Raw genomic sequence first — 16583 nt, forward strand, 5'->3', positions numbered from 1 at the left:
CACAAAAGTAGAGCTTACGGTCAATTATTACGATGATTATAAGTTCAAAACCAATACTGTGCTTCCAGCGACTACGGGCATTGACAGCACCTGGATGGTGAAGGGACTGCTTACGGGTACCAAGGTCAGCAAGGATGACGGGAACTCACCGCTACTGTCGGTCAATTATTATGACAAGTATGGCCGGGTGATCGAATCTGTTTCGGATAACCATTTGGCGGGAGTGGACCGTATCACCAATACCTATAATTTTTCGGGACAGCTGGTTACGAGCAAGCATCAGCACCGTGTCGGCAGTTCTGGTTCGGTCACGACGATGCTGACGACCCATGACTATGACCATGTGGGCCGGCTGGTTCAGACGAAGAAGAAAGTCAACAGCCAGGCGGAGGTAATCCAGAGCAGGCTTGCTTACAATGAGATCGGCCAGCTGAAGAGCAAGTCGCTGCACAGTGAGAACAGTGGCAGCAACTTTATGACCAGCATCGCCTATGCGTATAACGAGCGGGGCTGGCAGACCAAAGCCAGCGCGCCGCAGTTTACCTCGCAGCTGAACTATAATGTCAATAGTACTACGGTATTGGGCAATGCGCAGTACAACGGCAATATCGCCCAGCAGCTGTGGGGTTATGCCGCTACCACAAACAGTACATTCACCTATGGCTATGATGCGCTCAACCGGTTGAAGAGCGGTGTGAGTACGGGAACTGTGATGAGTGAGGTATTGACGTATGACGATATGGGCAACATCAAAACCTTAAAAAGGGATAACGGAACCACCATTACCTATGGCTATAACAATAGCAACAAGAGCAACCGATTAGCGAGTCTTTCGGGTGGATTAACAGGAAGCTTTACCTATGATGTGAACGGCAATGCGACGAAGGACCGTACAGGAATGACGCTGACGTATAATCACCTGAACCTTCCCAAAACAGTAACCGGTACTGGTAAGACCATTGCCTATACCTACAATGCTGGAGGTGCCAAGCTGAACCGTAAATCTACGGTTGGCGGTATTGTCAATGAGCAGGATTATATCGGCGGTATCGAGTACAGCAGGACTGGTACAGCAGATCCGGTGATCGAACGTATTGCTACGGAGGATGGGTTCTTGTTGAACAGTTCAGGAACCTTTAGCTATTACTATAACCTGACAGATCACCTTGGCAATGTGAGGGTGGTATTGAAGAAAGAAGGTACGGCTACCGCGCCCACTGCGGCTGTGATGCAGAAACAAGATTATTATCCATTTGGAAAGACAAAATCTATTGCAACGAGCATTGATAATAAGTATCTTTATAATGGCAAGGAGATGCAGACAGACCTGAATGGTGGTACGCATATCTTGGGAGGTTCTTATGTAATGGAAGGACAGCTGGATTACGGGGCGAGATTTTATGATGCTGAAATAGGCCGTTGGAATGTTGTTGATCCGCTGGCGGAGAAGTATGTTTCTATATCTCCTTATGTTTATGCAGCAAATAATGGAATCAAATTTATTGATCCTGACGGAAGAGAAATTTGGATTTATTATCAAGACCAAGATGGTAAAGATCAAAGAATGCAATACTCCGCAGGCATGGAGTATAAAGGAAAGGATAAGTTTGTGTCCTCAATAGTAACTGCACTTAATCGGATGAATTCAGTTGAAGTTGGAGAAAAGGTTTTAAGGTCATTAATATCGTCAAAAAACTCTTTTAATTTTAAAAATGAATTTCCCCGTGATAAAAATGGTAACATTGTTTCGCAAGCTGAGGCCGCTTTTATGAAGAATGAAAATGGGGGTGGAGATATCTTAGCTGCACATGCACTTAAGTCCGATGAATACAGAGTGTTGGATAACGTGTCTCATGAGTTATTTCATGGATTTCAATATGAAAATGGTCAAAAAAATTATATTAGTAATGAAGTTGAGGCGTATTTGTTCGGTCGTGCCGTTTATCAGAATTATATGATGAATAATGTGATGGGATATGCATCAATGCCGTGGGGTACAGGAACGGTTGCAGGAAAAGCTTATGAGGATTCCATGTCGGGATTACTGTATGCACCTGCTTTTGATCCTAATATGTTTAAGAAAGCTGTTGAAAATTTTCGTAGTGGCAGCACAGGTAATCAAGACGGAAAATATGGACAGGGCGCGCCGGTTCCTGTTACGCAAAACCCTCTTATAAAATCATTGTTTCCGTTGTTGAAATATTGAGATTAATATGAAAAATAAGATATTATTAGTGGTTATTATAGCGATGTTATTTAGTTGTAATATAAAGAATAACTTAGTGAATACTGTGTCTGGGCAATCTTCGAAGAATCAGCAACAGTATTCGCTGAGTTTACCAGATAGCTTAAGCGGAGATTCTATTACTGGATATGCAGTGTTGGAAGGTAAAATTGCAATTAATACTAATAAAATTATGAAGATTGAGGTTATGAAATTGTTCTTAAAATCCAAGAATCAAGATAAAAAATTGGCCGATTATTATTATGGGATTGACACTATTACTAATAAGGATGATTATAATTATATGAAGAGGTTCAAACCTTTTTTAGAAGAATATTATCGAACTTTAAAATCTATAAAAAATAATCAACCTAACGTAAGTGGTAATGTCTACTTGTATGGTGTAAAGGTGCTTTTGGATTAATAAACAATAGCCCAATCCGATAAGATTTGGCTATTGTTTTATTTTGAAAACAGCCCATTGAACAGGGTGCTCCGGGTGCAGCCTGGCAGCCCTTGCCAGCGCCAGGTACGGGGCATACGGTAAAAACCAGCTATGGTACCAATACGACCAGCGGGCTTGATGTTGTTAAGCTATGGACGGTAACGGCGAGTGGGGCTAACGGTACGACTAACTATTCAGCGGGCAAACTTTACCGCACAACGGTACGGGACGAGAACAGCGTCAACACCACAGCACGTTCCGGATCAGTGGACGAGTATAAGGATTTTGAGGGACGTGTTGTTCTCAAACGGGTGTGGGAGAGCGAGACCAAGGCACTGAATACGTATTACGTATACGATGATTTTGGAGACCTCCGTTATGTGATCCCTCCCGCAGTGACGGGAACCAGTTTTAGCGAAGTGACCACCGATGGCACTTATGCAAATTTCGATAATTATATCTATAGTTATAAATACGATGAACGTCGTAGGCTGATCGAGAAGAAGATCCCGGGTAAAGGGTGGGAGTATCTGGTCTATAACAAGAACGATCAGGTCGTACTTACCCAGGATGCCGAGCAGCGGGTACGCAAAGAGTGGAGCTACAGCAGGTATGATGCCTTTGGTCGTACCACTTCCAGTGGACTTTATACCAATACGGTCAAGCTGACGCGGGCTGATGTGAGCGGGCTTGTGGATGCCGCGACAGGCCCACTTTGGGAGACCCGTTCGGGAGCAGATTACCCATCACCAGCGACGACGTTTCCGCTGGCTGGTACGGGTATTACGATTACGCCGCTCATTGTCAATTACTACGATGACTATACCTTTGCCGGAGCGACTACACTTCCTGTCAGCGGAATCACAAAGAGTACCAAGATCAAGTCGTTGCAGACGGGTACCAAAATCTACCGGACAGATGGTACGCAACCGTTGCTGTCTGTAATGTACTACGATGACTATGGCCGGGTTATCCAGACTGCCTCAAAGAACCATCTTGAAGGAACGGATTATGTGACCAACACCTATAATTTTCTGGGAGAACTGCTGACCAGCACACGGGTACATACGCCGGCGACAGGGGCTGCAACAACCGTTGTTACGACAAATGATTATGATCATGTGGGCAGGCTTGTTTCGACAAAAGAGAAGATCGGTTCACAGGCGGAGGTGACTCTGGCCTCCAATAGCTACAATGAGATCGGCCAGCTGAAAAGTAAAGCCGTGGGCAAGGCAGGCACGGAGAGTTCCTTTGTCAACAGCACTACGTATAGCTACAATGAGCGTGGCTGGCTGAGTAAAAGTACATCTCTCAAATTCAGCCAGCAGCTGAAATACCAGGATGGTACAAACCCACAGTGGAACGGCAATATCAGCCAGCAGCTTTGGGGGGATGATGCGACGCTACCCAACACGTTTAGCTATCAATATGATAAGCTGAACAGGTTGACCAGTGGTAGCAATGGCCAGACAGGGGTAGCAAGCATAGCGGAGGTGATCACTTACGATGACCTTGGCATGGGCAATATCAAGACCCTGAAACGAGATGCCTTGACCGCGACGACCTATAGCTATACGGGCAATAAACTGATGAGCCTGAGTGGCGGCTTGACGGGGAACTATACCTACGATGCCAACGGTAATGCGAAGACGGACCGTTTAGGTATGTTGTTTACGTACAATTACCTGAACCTGCCGCAAACGGCCAAAAAAGCAGGGGTTGATGTAGCATTTGTTTACGATGCTAACGGAATAAAACTTCAGAAATTGTCCAAGATCGGAACTTCGCCGAATGTCATCACCACGACCAGGGATTATGTGGGTGGTATCGAATACAATAATGGTACTATTGATATAATCCATAATTCGGAGGGCTATGCCCAACGGAATGGGGCAAACTATGTATACCATTATAATCTGACGGACCATCTTGGTAATGTACGGGCTACGCTGAAACGTGGCAGCAGCTCGACTGCAGTGGATTTAGTGCAACGGGATAACTATTATCCATTTGGCAAGCGTAAGGTTGTAGCAGGCGGAAATAATAATTATCTTTATAATGGCAAGGAGATCCAGGGCGAGCTTGGAGATCAGTATGATTACGGGGCAAGGTTTTATGATGCCGAGATAGGGAGGTGGAATTTCATAGACCGGTTTGCTGAGAAATATTCTCATCTTTCATCTTATAGTTATGCAGCAAATAATCCAATAAATCTAATAGATATAAATGGGGACTCTTTATGAGTCTCGTATGGAGGAAATAATATTCTTTATAAAAACGGAGGTTTTTATAATGCAAATGGAACAGTGTACACTGGTAATGGGGTAAAGACGGATAAAAGTGGTAATGTCACGGGTTATAAAGGATTTCTTGGAAAGGCATTTGTTGCATTGAATTCTATTGGAGGCACCAAAGAAGGAGCTTCGTTACTTGGAGAATTGCAAGGATCAAGTAATAATTTTATAATCCAGAACAGTTCAAATAATAATTTTGAAATAAATCCAAATCAAAGAGAGGCAGGTTATTCGGGACAATTATATTCAGATCCTGATCTCGCAATGTCGTTTGCGAGTACATCTGCATCAGCTATGGAAGGAGGAGCGGGAGGTGTTATAAATTGGAATCCCAATGGAGGTAGTGTATGGGTTTTGGGGGGTAAAAAAAATAATAGCGCAACTGCAAACTTAGGACACGAGCTATTTCATGGTAGAGATGCGAATAGAGGCCTGTTGGATGGTAGGTCGTATCGTGGTCTTAAATATGATGAGTGGCAGGCCACATACAAGGAGAACCAGTTGAGAACTCAAATGGGGCTTCCGCTAAGAGAATATTATAGATCGCAAGATAATAATGGTATATTAAGTCCTCTTGCTCCGAGAATATTAGATGCAAATAATAAGCCGATCAGGCCTGGATGGGTTACTAAATATTGGTAATCATAAAATATTAGATTATGAAACATTATTTGAAAATTGTTTTGATTTGTTTTTTATTTATTGCTTGTAAAGGAAATAAGGTTCTAATGCAAAAATCTATTTGTGTTTTGGAAAAAGTTCATATGAATCAGTTGGCGTATTACAATAATATGGACAAAAAAAGCGATTATGCGAGCATTATCAATTTTGGAAAGCAAGGTCGAAATATATTGGCTAAAGAAGCTGTGGATGTGGTTGGGCCTGGCCATTTTACAATTTTAGAAGGATTTAATCCTGCTTGGGGAGATTATGTTGGGCTGATCTGGAATGATCGTTTAGCCTATAGTTATCATCGGCAGGCTGGAAAGAAAAAACTGCACATTAGTAAATTTTCAATCAGTAATACAGATTTGGAGAACACTAATGTAAATATACCCTCTCATATCGTTGAAAAAGTAAAGAACTGGGAGACTCAATATATCGGTAATCTCAAAAATCGAGTGGGTATGGGAATATCGGACGGATTTTATTTTATGGCTACGAGAGTTGATATGGATGGTGCGGATAATAATCAAATAGAAACTATTTCTTTTGAGGAATTTGGTGTCGAATAAATAGGAACGGGGAAAGTTCTTATATCTTATAAAGGTAAACTGGACTACGGGGCAAGGTTTTACGACGCAGAAATTGGGAGATGGAATGTGGTGGATCCGTTGGCGGAGCTATTTCTGTTGGAACAAAGGATTACATGACTATTACGTATACAGAGAATTTTTTTCTTATGATCCTCAATTATACAAAAATAATGGCTACGGGAAAAATCTTGATGCATGGTGGGGTCTATCATCCCATGAAGTAGGGTATTTACCTCAAGTGGAAAAGCATGATGGTTTGATTTCTTATTTTGGAGAATTTGCTAAACAATATACCAATAACGGACATGATGATGAATATGAGAAAGAAGCAGAGAAAGGTGCAGTAAATTTTAAAAATTTTAATGATTTTGTCAATAAAAAAATAGGAAAAAATGCAATTACGGAACTTTTAAGCGGCGGGTTATCAGAGGAAAACAAAATAGATAAGCTTCAGGCTTGGATAAATTACTTTAATAGTTCAACTAAAAAGAAGGATGATGATGAAGATAAATAATTATGTGTTCTTTTTATATTTAGTGATGTTCGCTTATTCAATGATAGGTTGTGCTGGAAATAATATTTGCATTAATCTGAATGAAAAAAAAATAATATCAAAAGAAGGAGACATTGTACGTTTTGAAATTGAAGATGATGATGCCATCTATTATTTTCATTTGAAGGGTGGGATAAGACATCAAAAAACTGTAGATCTTGAAAACATTGATTTAAACAATGATTTAGTAAAGATATATCCTGAATCTGAAAAATCAATTTTTCTTTTAAAACCGAATAGGAATTATATTTTCTCTAATAGTACAGTTTATGATGCTAGCCGTGCTTCAGTGAAATTTTATATTGATAGTTTAGCAAATTTTCATAGCTTAAACAATCTAGTTTGTGAATGATGTATATAAAATACAAAGGCACTATGATAAACAATACGATTACGAGGCAAGGTTTTATGATGCGGAGATAGGAAGGTGGAATGTGGTTGATCCGTTGGTGGAGAAGCACAGAAGATGATCTCCTTATAGTTACGATGTTAATAATCCTTTACGTTTTATTGATCCGGATGGAAAAGACTTTCGATACGCAATTGATCAACAAAATAAAACTATTACAATAGATGTGAGAGTTAATTTTAAGGAAGATATTTCAGAGAAGTTGGTACCTTATTGTATTTCTAAAAAAACAAACATTGACAAAAAATCTGTTGTGTTTTTATTTGATGAAGTCGTTAAAATATAATTAAGTTTGTTTTTTCTTTTAATTCCAAGTTTCAAGATTTCAATCCCTAATCGATAAGGGTTTGGTATTGTTGGTCTTTCATTAAATATTAGCCAATTTTTATAGCTAAAATAAACTCACCTATAACTAGGGAATTTGACGTTAAGCTATGTTAAAAGCAATTTAGGTAAAACGTATGCAAGAATTGATTTTAATCTTAAGAGTTAAACGAAAATATTTATATTAGCGCTGGTTAAATTAACTTGGGAAAGAAATTGTTATGAAAAGATTCTACAAAAAGCGGTTAAAGGCCTATAGCCTCACGGAAATCCTTGTGGTCATGGTGATTATCGGTATCCTGGTGTTATTGGCATTACCTAACCTGATGCCATTGATTACCAAAGCCAAAAGCACCGAAGCTAAAGTACAGCTCCAACATTTGCAGACCCTGGAGAAAAACTATTTTTTCGAAAAGTCCAAATACAGTGGCAACCTGGATGAGATCGGTTTTGTACAGGAAAAATTAAGTACCGACGGGAAAGACGGAAAAGCCAATTATCGGATCGAGATTGTTCGGGCCGATCAGAACACTTTTCTAGGTAGAGCAACTGCCGTAGTGGATTTCAATGGCGACGGTAAGTTCAATGTGTGGGAAATAGATCAAGATAAAAACCTAAAAGAGGTTACCGCAGATTAACATGTGGTGGACCATATCCATTGTTGTTCTTTTAATCGGTATAGCTTATCAGGATTTTAAACAACGCGCTGTAAGCATTGTTCTCTTTCTTCTACTAGCCATACTGCTTTTGGGACTCAAGCTAACACAAAGTTATTGGCAGGACTCTTATCCGGATATCTTGGCGGGTAGCTTGTTTTTGACTTTTCAAATGGGTGCCATTCTGATCTATTTCCGAATCAAAGATGGGCAATGGGGACGGATCATGGATCGAAAGCTGGGCTGGGGGGATATCGCATTTTTGCTCTGTATATTGTTGTATATGCCCTTTTTGAACTTTTTTCTTTTCCACATTGTCAGTTTAATCACCGCATTGTTGGTTGCGATGGTCAACAAAAATTGGCGGGATCCGCAAAAAGGTATTCCACTGGCGGGTTGCCAGGCTTTACTTTTTTTAGGATATTTTACCTCCGAACGAATGAATTGGATTGATTGGGATTTGATCGGTCAATCGTTTATGTCATAGCATAGAAAAGTATACCGAATTATTAACAAAGAAGCGTTGTGGGGACAGGTTATCATTTTTCAACAGAAATACTGCATGCAATCTCCCGGGATATCGCATGGCACTACCGTATTATTCCATTTGATCGGAATAGCAAGGAAATTCATTTTTATACAGATCGGTCCACGGACCTTTCCGGGCTGGAGAATGAGCTGGCTATCCTCTTTGATGAGCATATTATCCTGGAGATTACTTCATCGGCCCAGATCGAAGAGTGGCTCAATAAGCATTACTTTGGCGAAAAACAGTCGGAAGGAAATGAAGCTGTCAAAAATCTAGTCTTCAATGCAGATTTTCTTGATAATTTAATCTATGAAGCAAAACAGCTCAAAAGCAGTGATATTCATATAGAGACCTATGAAAACCGCTGCCGTGTACGCGTTCGTATCGATGGAATGATGGTAGAGCGGTATGTGCTGAAAAGAGAGGACTATCCGGCTTTGATCAATAAGATCAAGATCATGTCCAATCTGGATATTGCCGAAAAACGCCTGCCACAAGATGGGCGTATCCATTACAGACGTAATCAGGATCAGTTTGATATCCGTGTATCGGTGCTACCCACTCTTCACGGGGAAAAGGTGGTACTGCGTCTACTGAACAATAATGCCACCAATATCCAACTGGATAAATTGGGGATGTCCCCGGAGGATTATGAAAATTACCTCCACGGAGTGAAAAAGCCCAATGGTATTTTGCTGATCAGCGGACCTACTGGTTCGGGTAAGACAACTACCTTATACGCTACATTAAAACACTTAAATAAGACCACAAATAATATTCTGACCATCGAAGACCCTATCGAGTATACGCTGGAGGGTATCAACCAGGTACAGCTCAAGGAAAATATCGGACTGAGCTTCGGTGCTGCACTGCGTACGTTCTTGCGTCAGGATCCGGATATTATTATGGTGGGGGAGATCCGTGATCCCGATACCGCCAATATGGCCATACGGGCGGCTCTAACGGGACACTTGGTATTGTCTACCATCCACACGAATTCTGCTTGGGGAACGGTATCGCGTTTGATCGATATGGGGATTCCCAATTTTTTGATCGCTGGTACCCTAAATACTTCTGTAGCCCAGCGTTTAGTGCGCACGCTTTGCCCCAATTGTAAACGGGAGGAGGAGCTGAAAGCAGATCTATACCCCAGGCAATTTAAACCTTATTTTACGGTGCATAGGCATGCAGTTGCCGTGGGTTGCGCATCTTGTTATTTTACAGGTTTTAAAGGGCGAAAAGCGGTCTATGAGATTATTCCGATGGATCAGGGGCTGGTGGACGAGATCAAAAAAGGGAATATGCGGGTGGACGAGCAACTGAAAGAACGAAAAATAAAAACACTTGGCGAAAATGCATTTGAGCTTTTCGCTGCCGGGGAAACAACGATAGAGGAAATCTATCCATTACTATTCAATTATTGATGATGAGTTTGAGAACATTATATTTAACCTTATTGCTATTACTGTCTTTTAGCATCAGCACTTTTGCTCAAAATGCGACAGAAAACTATGCGCGCGTGGAACAACGGCTGGAAGCGTTGGCAGGGACAGTACCAGGATTACAAAAGAAGGTGAAACTTTCCGTTTCTGGCGTTACGGCGCAGGAATTTCTACGGGCTCTCGCGCAGTCCAATGACCTGAATATCAATGTGGACCCTGCGTTGAGTTTTTCCATCGTCAATAACTTTACAGGCGAAACCGCTAAAAACGTACTGCTATTTCTAGCGAAAACATATGGTCTGGATATCGATGTGATCGGTTCGATTATGACGATCAAAAAATTACCGGAGCCCCAGCCTGTTCAGATTGAAAAGGATATCAAGGTGCAGTACAATACATCAAGTGATGGACTGGGCTATGAACTGCAGAATGATCCCTTGGGCAAGGTGGCACATAAGATCAGCTCCCTATCAGGTAAAAACTTGATCGTGCCCACACCCTTGCTTCAGAAGACCGTGACGGGATTTATGGCTGAGGCGCCATTTGAAACAGCATTGGAAAAATTGGCCTATGTGAATGGGTTGAAATACCGCAAGACCAATGACAATGTGTATGTATTTGAGTCCTTGATCCCCGGAGAGGAACTGTTTATCAATGACGACCGGCAGACGGATGTTCGTTTTAGACCGGACAATGCAAGTAATCCTGCAAACGGATCCAGTGGAATGAATCCGGGCATGGGTGGCGGGCAGCCAGGTAACTATGCCCTTTATGGAAAAACGGAAGAGGGTAGAGGAAAGCGTTTCACGATACAGGCAACCAATACGCCAATTATCGAATTGATTAAGCGTGCTTCCGAGGAAGCTAACGTTAATTATTTTATCTATAGCCAGATTGACGGAAATATTACGACCAATGTAAAAGATATTTCTTTCGACCAGTTCCTGACCTCCATTTTTCAGGGAACACCGTATACCTTCCGGATGGACAAGGATACCTATTTAATTGGAAATCGTCGCAACGAAGGACTACGCGATAATAAGATTATCCAGCTTCAGCACCGTTCCATTGATACCATTATGATGATGATTCCGATGGAATGGCGGAAAGATGTTGAGATCAAAGAATTTAAGGAACAGAATATGCTGCTGCTTTCAGGCTCGGGACCACAGATCCGTGAAATTGAAACTTATGTGAAGCAGTTGGATAAATTGGTGCCGATGGTATTGATTGAAGTAACACTACTGGATATTCAGAAGGGAAATACACTAAAAACCGGTATTAAAATGGGGGTAGCAGATTCTATTCCAAAGACAGGTGGGAGTCTTTCCGATGGTTTTACGTTTGGTGCTGGTTCCGTCAATCGCTTTTTGTCGCAGATCGGGAAAAATAACTCGTTCAACCTCGGCCGTGTAACTCCAAATTTTTATGTACGGCTGCAGGCCTTAGAGGAAAATAAGAATGTTGAATTACGTTCTGTACCTAAGCTTTCGACTTTAAATGGACACAAGGCTACTTTAAGTATAGGGAGTATGCGTTATTATAAAATCGAAACACAGAATGTTTTTCCCGGATTAACTAACACAAACGTATTCACGACGCAGTATAAGGAAGTCAATGCGGATTTAAAGATCGAGGTTGTGCCAGTAGTTTCGGGCGACGATCAGATTACCATGAAAATCAAAGTAGACATCTCCGATTTTATAGGAACGCCAAAAGACAACGAACCACCTCCGACATCCAACAGTAAGTTTGAGTCCATTATTCGTGCACGTAATGAAGATATGATCGTACTAGGAGGAATTGAGCGTACCGAAAATAGCAATAGTGGAAGGGGAATTCCGATCTTGTCCCGTATTCCGATCTTGAAATGGTTGTTTAGCAGCCGGGAGAAAAGTACACAGAAGGTTGTCTCAGTCGTCTTTATTAAACCAACGATATTGTATTAATACATGTTGAACAGGATCAAGGAAAAATATCGACTGAATGCTTGTCTTGGAATTTCCTTCCGACAGGATGCCTCCAGCCTATCCTTTCGGTACTGCAAGGTGAAGTTAGAGAAAGACCAACTTGAAATTGAAGATACCTGGGAGGTAGATGACTGGGAACTTATCACAAACAATAAGTACAAAGATACACCTATTGCACTTCACCTTGATTCAAGGCAGATCCTTATCAAAGAGACTGCGCCTATGGATCTGGATGAGGAGCGGTTGAAGTCTATATTCCCCAGCTATGATGCGGATCGTTTTTATCATGGACAGCTGCAAGGGGAATCAAAGCAATGGGTGGCTTTTGTGCGAAAGGATTATATTGTGGAGATGATCGACAGATTTGCAGTCTGCGGATATCAGGTTATTAAAGTGTTTGTCGGTCCTTTTGTGCTGGACGCAATACTTGGTCAGATTAATAGTTACGGTGATGCCTACACTTTTGATGGACATTCAGTAAATGTCAGTAGTGAAGATAAACGTTGGCAGGACTACCGATTCGGACCTGAGTTCGAGAGCCGTTTTGCTTTAAAGATTGGCGACCATCCGATTAAAGCGCAGTATGTGACCGCTTATGCAGTTGCTTTTTCAGCTTTGATGGCAGGTTACGTTCCTGAGTATGGGCTGCTTATTCCAGAAGTGGAAGAACAGCGTCAAAGCTGGCTCGAAAAGCAAAAGTTCAATGTAAACCTGCTGATTATTATTGCTGTTTTTTTTCTTTTGCTGCTAGCGAACACCTTCTTATTTAGTCATTATTATCAGGAAAATATGGCCTTAGAAGACCGGGTAAGTAGTCAACAGAGCACGGTGCAGGATTTAGGAAAGTTAGAGGGGGGAATAAAGAGCAATGAGCAGCTATTGGCTGAACTGGGTTGGAATGGTGGTGTTTCCAAAGCCTGGCTACTGGATCAGATCGGCTATTCCATCCGACAGTTTATGCAGATAAGCCTGGCACAGATCCAGGTCAATCCGCAATCAAAAGGACTCGGGAATACAGTGATCCAACAAGCTGACCAGATTATCATCAAAGGGAATAGTCCAACTTTGGAAATGCTCAATCTGTGGCTGCGTGAACTCAAGAATAATCCCTGGATCGCAAAGGTCAGTATTGAGGAATATGGCAACAAGCAACAGGACGAAACGATGGATGCCTTTACCATAAAGATAAACTACAATGATAAAGTGGAAGGAAATTGATTATAAAAAACGCAACAAGCTATTGTTTGTAGGTGCCGGGATTCTCCTAGTGCTTGCCTGGTTTTTGGCCTTCCAAAAGACCTATCTGGCCTATCGTGAAAATACACGTCTGAATAGTCTGATCGGCAATGACATCAGCAATAGTACGCAGTTTGATTTTACACGGAAGAGTAAAGTTTTGGATAGCCTGAGTAAAGTTTATCAAAGTGACTCGGCAACCTGGAACGATAATTTCCTTTCAGAAGCAAGCCGGGCGATTAATTCACCGCGTATTCAGGTCTATTTCAATAATCTTCCTAAGAATGCCATGCAGGTGGATAGTGCTGCTGTCAAATCCAAGAGCTTAACCTTAAAGGGAGACTATCGGTCTATAGTCGCTTCCATTGCCGAGCTGGAAAAGATCAATACTTTGGGCTATCTGAGCACCGTGACTTTAAAGTTTGACAATAGGAGGGTATCGGCCAACGAACGTAAAGTAATTGAAGGAGAAGTGGGATTTAAGGTGAAATTGGAGAGGTAGAGGAAATATATCTAAGATACTTTTGAGACTTATTCTGTTCCTCTAGCCTTGACCTTTGGTGGAGGGAAGGGAGGTTACAGGTCGATTTAATGTCTAAAATCTAGTGATTGATGTTTATTTAAAAAAATAAATTTTTAACCATATTATGAAAATAAAGAAGGTTTTACTAATAGTATTAGGGTTGCCACTATTTGGAAAGGCACAGACGAACTCATTTCCAGCGAGTGGAAATGTAGGTGTAGGTACAATAACTCCTTTGGTAGGAACAAACAATAGTGGAGTGCAAATAGCTAAAGGTGATCATAGCAGTATTCTGTTAGGGGATCCGCTCGGAAGCGGATATGGAGGGATTGTCCAAACTTCAGATACAAAACATAGACTATTCCTTGGGGCAAATTTATATGATGATGTAAATAAGGGGTGGAGTCGTTTTGTTGCTGGAAAAGGAACTGCTGGTATAAGTATTGTAGCAGATAAAGGAGGCTGGGGCTCATCAATAAGTTTTTATTTGAGTGACAATGATCTTGATATGGCTTCTAAATTCACGATAAGATCAAATGGTAATGTTGGTATTGGTATAGAATATCCAAATGAAAAATTAGCCGTTCGAGGGACAATCCGTGCCCAAGAGATAAAAGTAGAAACTGCTAATTGGCCGGATTATGTATTTACCGATGGATATCAGTTGCCAAGCCTGAAAGAAACAGCAGAATTTATCGAGAAAAACAAACATCTTCCAGGTGTGCCTAAAGCAGCGGTAGTTGAAGAAAATGGTTTGTCTCTGGGAGAAATGAACAGGATCTTGATGCAGAAGATTGAGGAACTGACATTACATTTAATAGAAAAGGATAAAGATATTTCAATTATTAAAACTGAGTTATCAAACCTAAAAAGACAAATTAATGAGAAAAATGAAAATTTGTAACTTGTTGGTTGTGTTATTGATATTGGCTTGCAATACAGCTGTGGCACAACAATTTTTTAATGGAACCGTTAATACCACCTCGGCAATTAATAGGACGGGATCGGTAGGTATCGGGAATGTACTGTTTCGGAGTTCGTCTGGGATTCAAGTTTTAGAACATACTTATCCTACCGGGGATTTTTATATCAGAAGCGTTGCTTATCAGGTCCAAAATGATGAGGGGAATCTAATTCTTAATGATATAGGTGGATTTGTCGGTATAGGGACATCAAAACCTAAAGAAATGCTTTCAGTAAATGGTAAAATCCGAGCTCAAGAAATAAAAGTCGAAACTACTAATTGGCCAGATTATGTATTCAATGCTGGATATCAGTTGCCAAGCTTGAAAGAGACCGCTGAATTTATCGAGAAGCATAAGCACCTTCCTGGTGTGCCAAAAGCAGCGGAGGTTGAACAAGACGGGCTGTCGTTGGGCGAAATGAATAAGATCTTGATGCAGAAGGTGGAGGAACTTACATTGCATTTGATAGAAAAAGATAATGAGATAAAAAAGCAGAATGAGACTATTCAAGGTGTATTGGAACAAATGGAACAGCTTAAAAATTTATTAACTAAGTAATACATGAAGCCACAATATTTCTTATATCGTTTGATAATGCTCATCGGGGCAATTTTTATCATTTTTAGTTCGGGCCACCTTTCGGCCCAAACTGCTGCTACAGCTTCCGTTAGTACTGCGGGTTGGAAGAGAGTTGCTTATGTGAATAATCTTGGAGGTCGGGGATTTGGGAAAGTAACCTTATTTACTAGTGGAGGGAGTAATACGCCCAATTACCTCGATATCGAATGGTTCAAAGATTGGTTGACCACTGGCGGCATCTCTGTTAAGACGAATAGTAATGCTGGGTATTGGTCTGGCGCGCGCCTTACTTACGATAAAGACACTACTTTTATTGAAGTAAATTTTACCGTAGCAATAGCAAATCTACAGCTCTTAAATGATACCTATGGCTGGAATGTAGCGAAGCTTTACTCAGGCGCATTGCCTGATGGCGGCGGAACCGTCAGAGCCGAAGCTGCGAGAGGAAGGCTAAATGTAGATGATAAGTTTTATGTAGGCTTTAATGGCCGAGTTGGTATTGGGACTTCAGCTCCTCAAGAGACTTTATCTGTAAACGGAAAGATCCGTGCACAGGAAGTCAAAATCGAGACAGCCAATTGGCCAGATTATGTATTTGCTGATGGATATCAGTTACCAACGTTGAAAGAAACAGCAGTATTCATTGAAAAAAATAAGCATTTGCCCGGTGTACCGAAAGCCGCTGAAGTTGAAGAAAATGGCCAGTTCCTCGGTGAAATGAATAAAATTTTACTTCAAAAAATCGAGGAGATTACACTGCATCTGATAGAGCAACAGCAGCAGATTAAAGACCTGCAAGATAGGATTAATGTGTACCGCAAATAAATAAGATTGTTCGTTATGAGAGTATTAAAATTGAGGGTGTAAATTAAACTGTGTCAAATAAAGAATATTTATATTAGACACAGCAAATGGAAAAAGAGGAATTTGACTTTGAACGCTTCAAAGAGGAAGCAATGAGAGGCCTTTACGAAGGCAAGAAAATGGGCGGTACCGACGGAGTTTTCGCTCCGATGTTGAAACACCTTCTGGAAAGTATGCTTGAAGGTGAGCTGGATCATCATCTACAGGAAAGTAAAGCTTCCGGGGAGATTAATCGTAAAAACGGGAAGACAAAAAAGACGGTACGGAGCCTTCAGGCCGGACATTTTGAACTGGAGAGCGGTCGTGACCGAAAC

16 protein-coding genes and 1 pseudogene are annotated in these 16583 nt (G+C 41.2%); all 17 read left to right on the forward strand.

Features of this window, described 5'->3' with window-relative positions; genetic code table 11:
- On the forward strand, positions 1 to 2206 hold a 2206-nt coding region (locus tag IQ31_RS26505; protein WP_244294589.1), incomplete at its 5' end, for an RHS repeat-associated core domain-containing protein.
- Positions 2207 to 2213: 7 nt separating this feature from the next.
- Positions 2214 to 2648, forward strand: coding sequence for a hypothetical protein (locus tag IQ31_RS26510; protein ID WP_145331311.1), 435 nt, complete (start codon positions 2214 to 2216; stop codon positions 2646 to 2648).
- 92 nt (positions 2649 to 2740) lie between these two features.
- Complete coding sequence (locus IQ31_RS26515; RefSeq protein WP_145331313.1) at positions 2741 to 4912, forward strand: RHS repeat-associated core domain-containing protein; 2172 nt, start codon at positions 2741 to 2743, stop codon at positions 4910 to 4912.
- 63 nt (positions 4913 to 4975) lie between these two features.
- Entirely contained in the window at positions 4976 to 5605 is a 630-nt protein-coding gene (locus IQ31_RS26520; RefSeq protein WP_158638982.1) for a M91 family zinc metallopeptidase, read from the forward strand.
- A 17-nt stretch (positions 5606 to 5622) separates the two neighbouring features.
- Positions 5623 to 6198: a hypothetical protein gene (locus IQ31_RS26525; RefSeq protein WP_145331317.1), complete on the forward strand. Its 576-nt coding sequence runs from the start codon at positions 5623 to 5625 to the stop codon at positions 6196 to 6198.
- 73 nt (positions 6199 to 6271) lie between these two features.
- Positions 6272 to 6733, forward strand: a complete 462-nt coding sequence (locus tag IQ31_RS26530; RefSeq protein ID WP_145331319.1) for a hypothetical protein — start codon at positions 6272 to 6274, stop codon at positions 6731 to 6733.
- A complete protein-coding gene (locus IQ31_RS26535) occupies positions 6714 to 7124 on the forward strand; it encodes a hypothetical protein (protein WP_158638983.1) in 411 nt (136 codons plus the stop codon). The genes IQ31_RS26530 and IQ31_RS26535 overlap by 20 nt, the downstream gene beginning before the upstream one ends.
- Before the next feature lie 602 nt (positions 7125 to 7726).
- Positions 7727 to 8143 (forward strand): type IV pilin protein, encoded by a 417-nt coding sequence (locus IQ31_RS26540; protein WP_112375240.1) that lies wholly within the window; start codon positions 7727 to 7729, stop codon positions 8141 to 8143.
- A 1-nt stretch (position 8144) separates the two neighbouring features.
- Entirely contained in the window at positions 8145 to 8648 is a 504-nt protein-coding gene (locus IQ31_RS26545) for a hypothetical protein (RefSeq protein ID WP_145331323.1), read from the forward strand.
- Between the two features lie 38 nt (positions 8649 to 8686).
- Positions 8687 to 10114 (forward strand): GspE/PulE family protein, encoded by a 1428-nt coding sequence (locus IQ31_RS26550; protein ID WP_145331325.1) that lies wholly within the window; start codon positions 8687 to 8689, stop codon positions 10112 to 10114.
- Positions 10114 to 12081 carry a secretin and TonB N-terminal domain-containing protein gene (locus IQ31_RS26555; protein ID WP_244294590.1) on the forward strand — a complete coding sequence of 656 codons (1968 nt, stop codon included), beginning with the start codon at positions 10114 to 10116 and terminating at the stop codon, positions 12079 to 12081. The genes IQ31_RS26550 and IQ31_RS26555 overlap by 1 nt, the downstream gene beginning before the upstream one ends.
- A 3-nt stretch (positions 12082 to 12084) precedes the next feature.
- Positions 12085 to 13320: a hypothetical protein gene (locus tag IQ31_RS26560; RefSeq protein ID WP_145331327.1), complete on the forward strand. Its 1236-nt coding sequence runs from the start codon at positions 12085 to 12087 to the stop codon at positions 13318 to 13320.
- Positions 13298 to 13840, forward strand: a complete 543-nt coding sequence (locus tag IQ31_RS26565) for a hypothetical protein (RefSeq protein ID WP_145331329.1) — start codon at positions 13298 to 13300, stop codon at positions 13838 to 13840. Before IQ31_RS26560 ends, IQ31_RS26565 begins: the two co-directional genes overlap by 23 nt.
- A gap of 145 nt (positions 13841 to 13985) precedes the next feature.
- Positions 13986 to 14765: a hypothetical protein gene (locus IQ31_RS26570; RefSeq protein WP_145331331.1), complete on the forward strand. Its 780-nt coding sequence runs from the start codon at positions 13986 to 13988 to the stop codon at positions 14763 to 14765.
- Positions 14743 to 15384, forward strand: coding sequence for a hypothetical protein (locus IQ31_RS26575; protein WP_145331333.1), 642 nt, complete (start codon positions 14743 to 14745; stop codon positions 15382 to 15384). The genes IQ31_RS26570 and IQ31_RS26575 overlap by 23 nt, the downstream gene beginning before the upstream one ends.
- 3 nt (positions 15385 to 15387) lie before the next feature.
- Positions 15388 to 16230, forward strand: a complete 843-nt coding sequence (locus tag IQ31_RS26580) for a hypothetical protein (protein ID WP_145331335.1) — start codon at positions 15388 to 15390, stop codon at positions 16228 to 16230.
- An 86-nt stretch (positions 16231 to 16316) separates the two neighbouring features.
- Positions 16317 to 16583: pseudogene (locus IQ31_RS26585) on the forward strand (IS256 family transposase); the annotation flags it as partial.

This window comes from Sphingobacterium siyangense (genome assembly GCF_007830445.1).
GTDB lineage: Bacteria > Bacteroidota > Bacteroidia > Sphingobacteriales > Sphingobacteriaceae > Sphingobacterium > Sphingobacterium siyangense.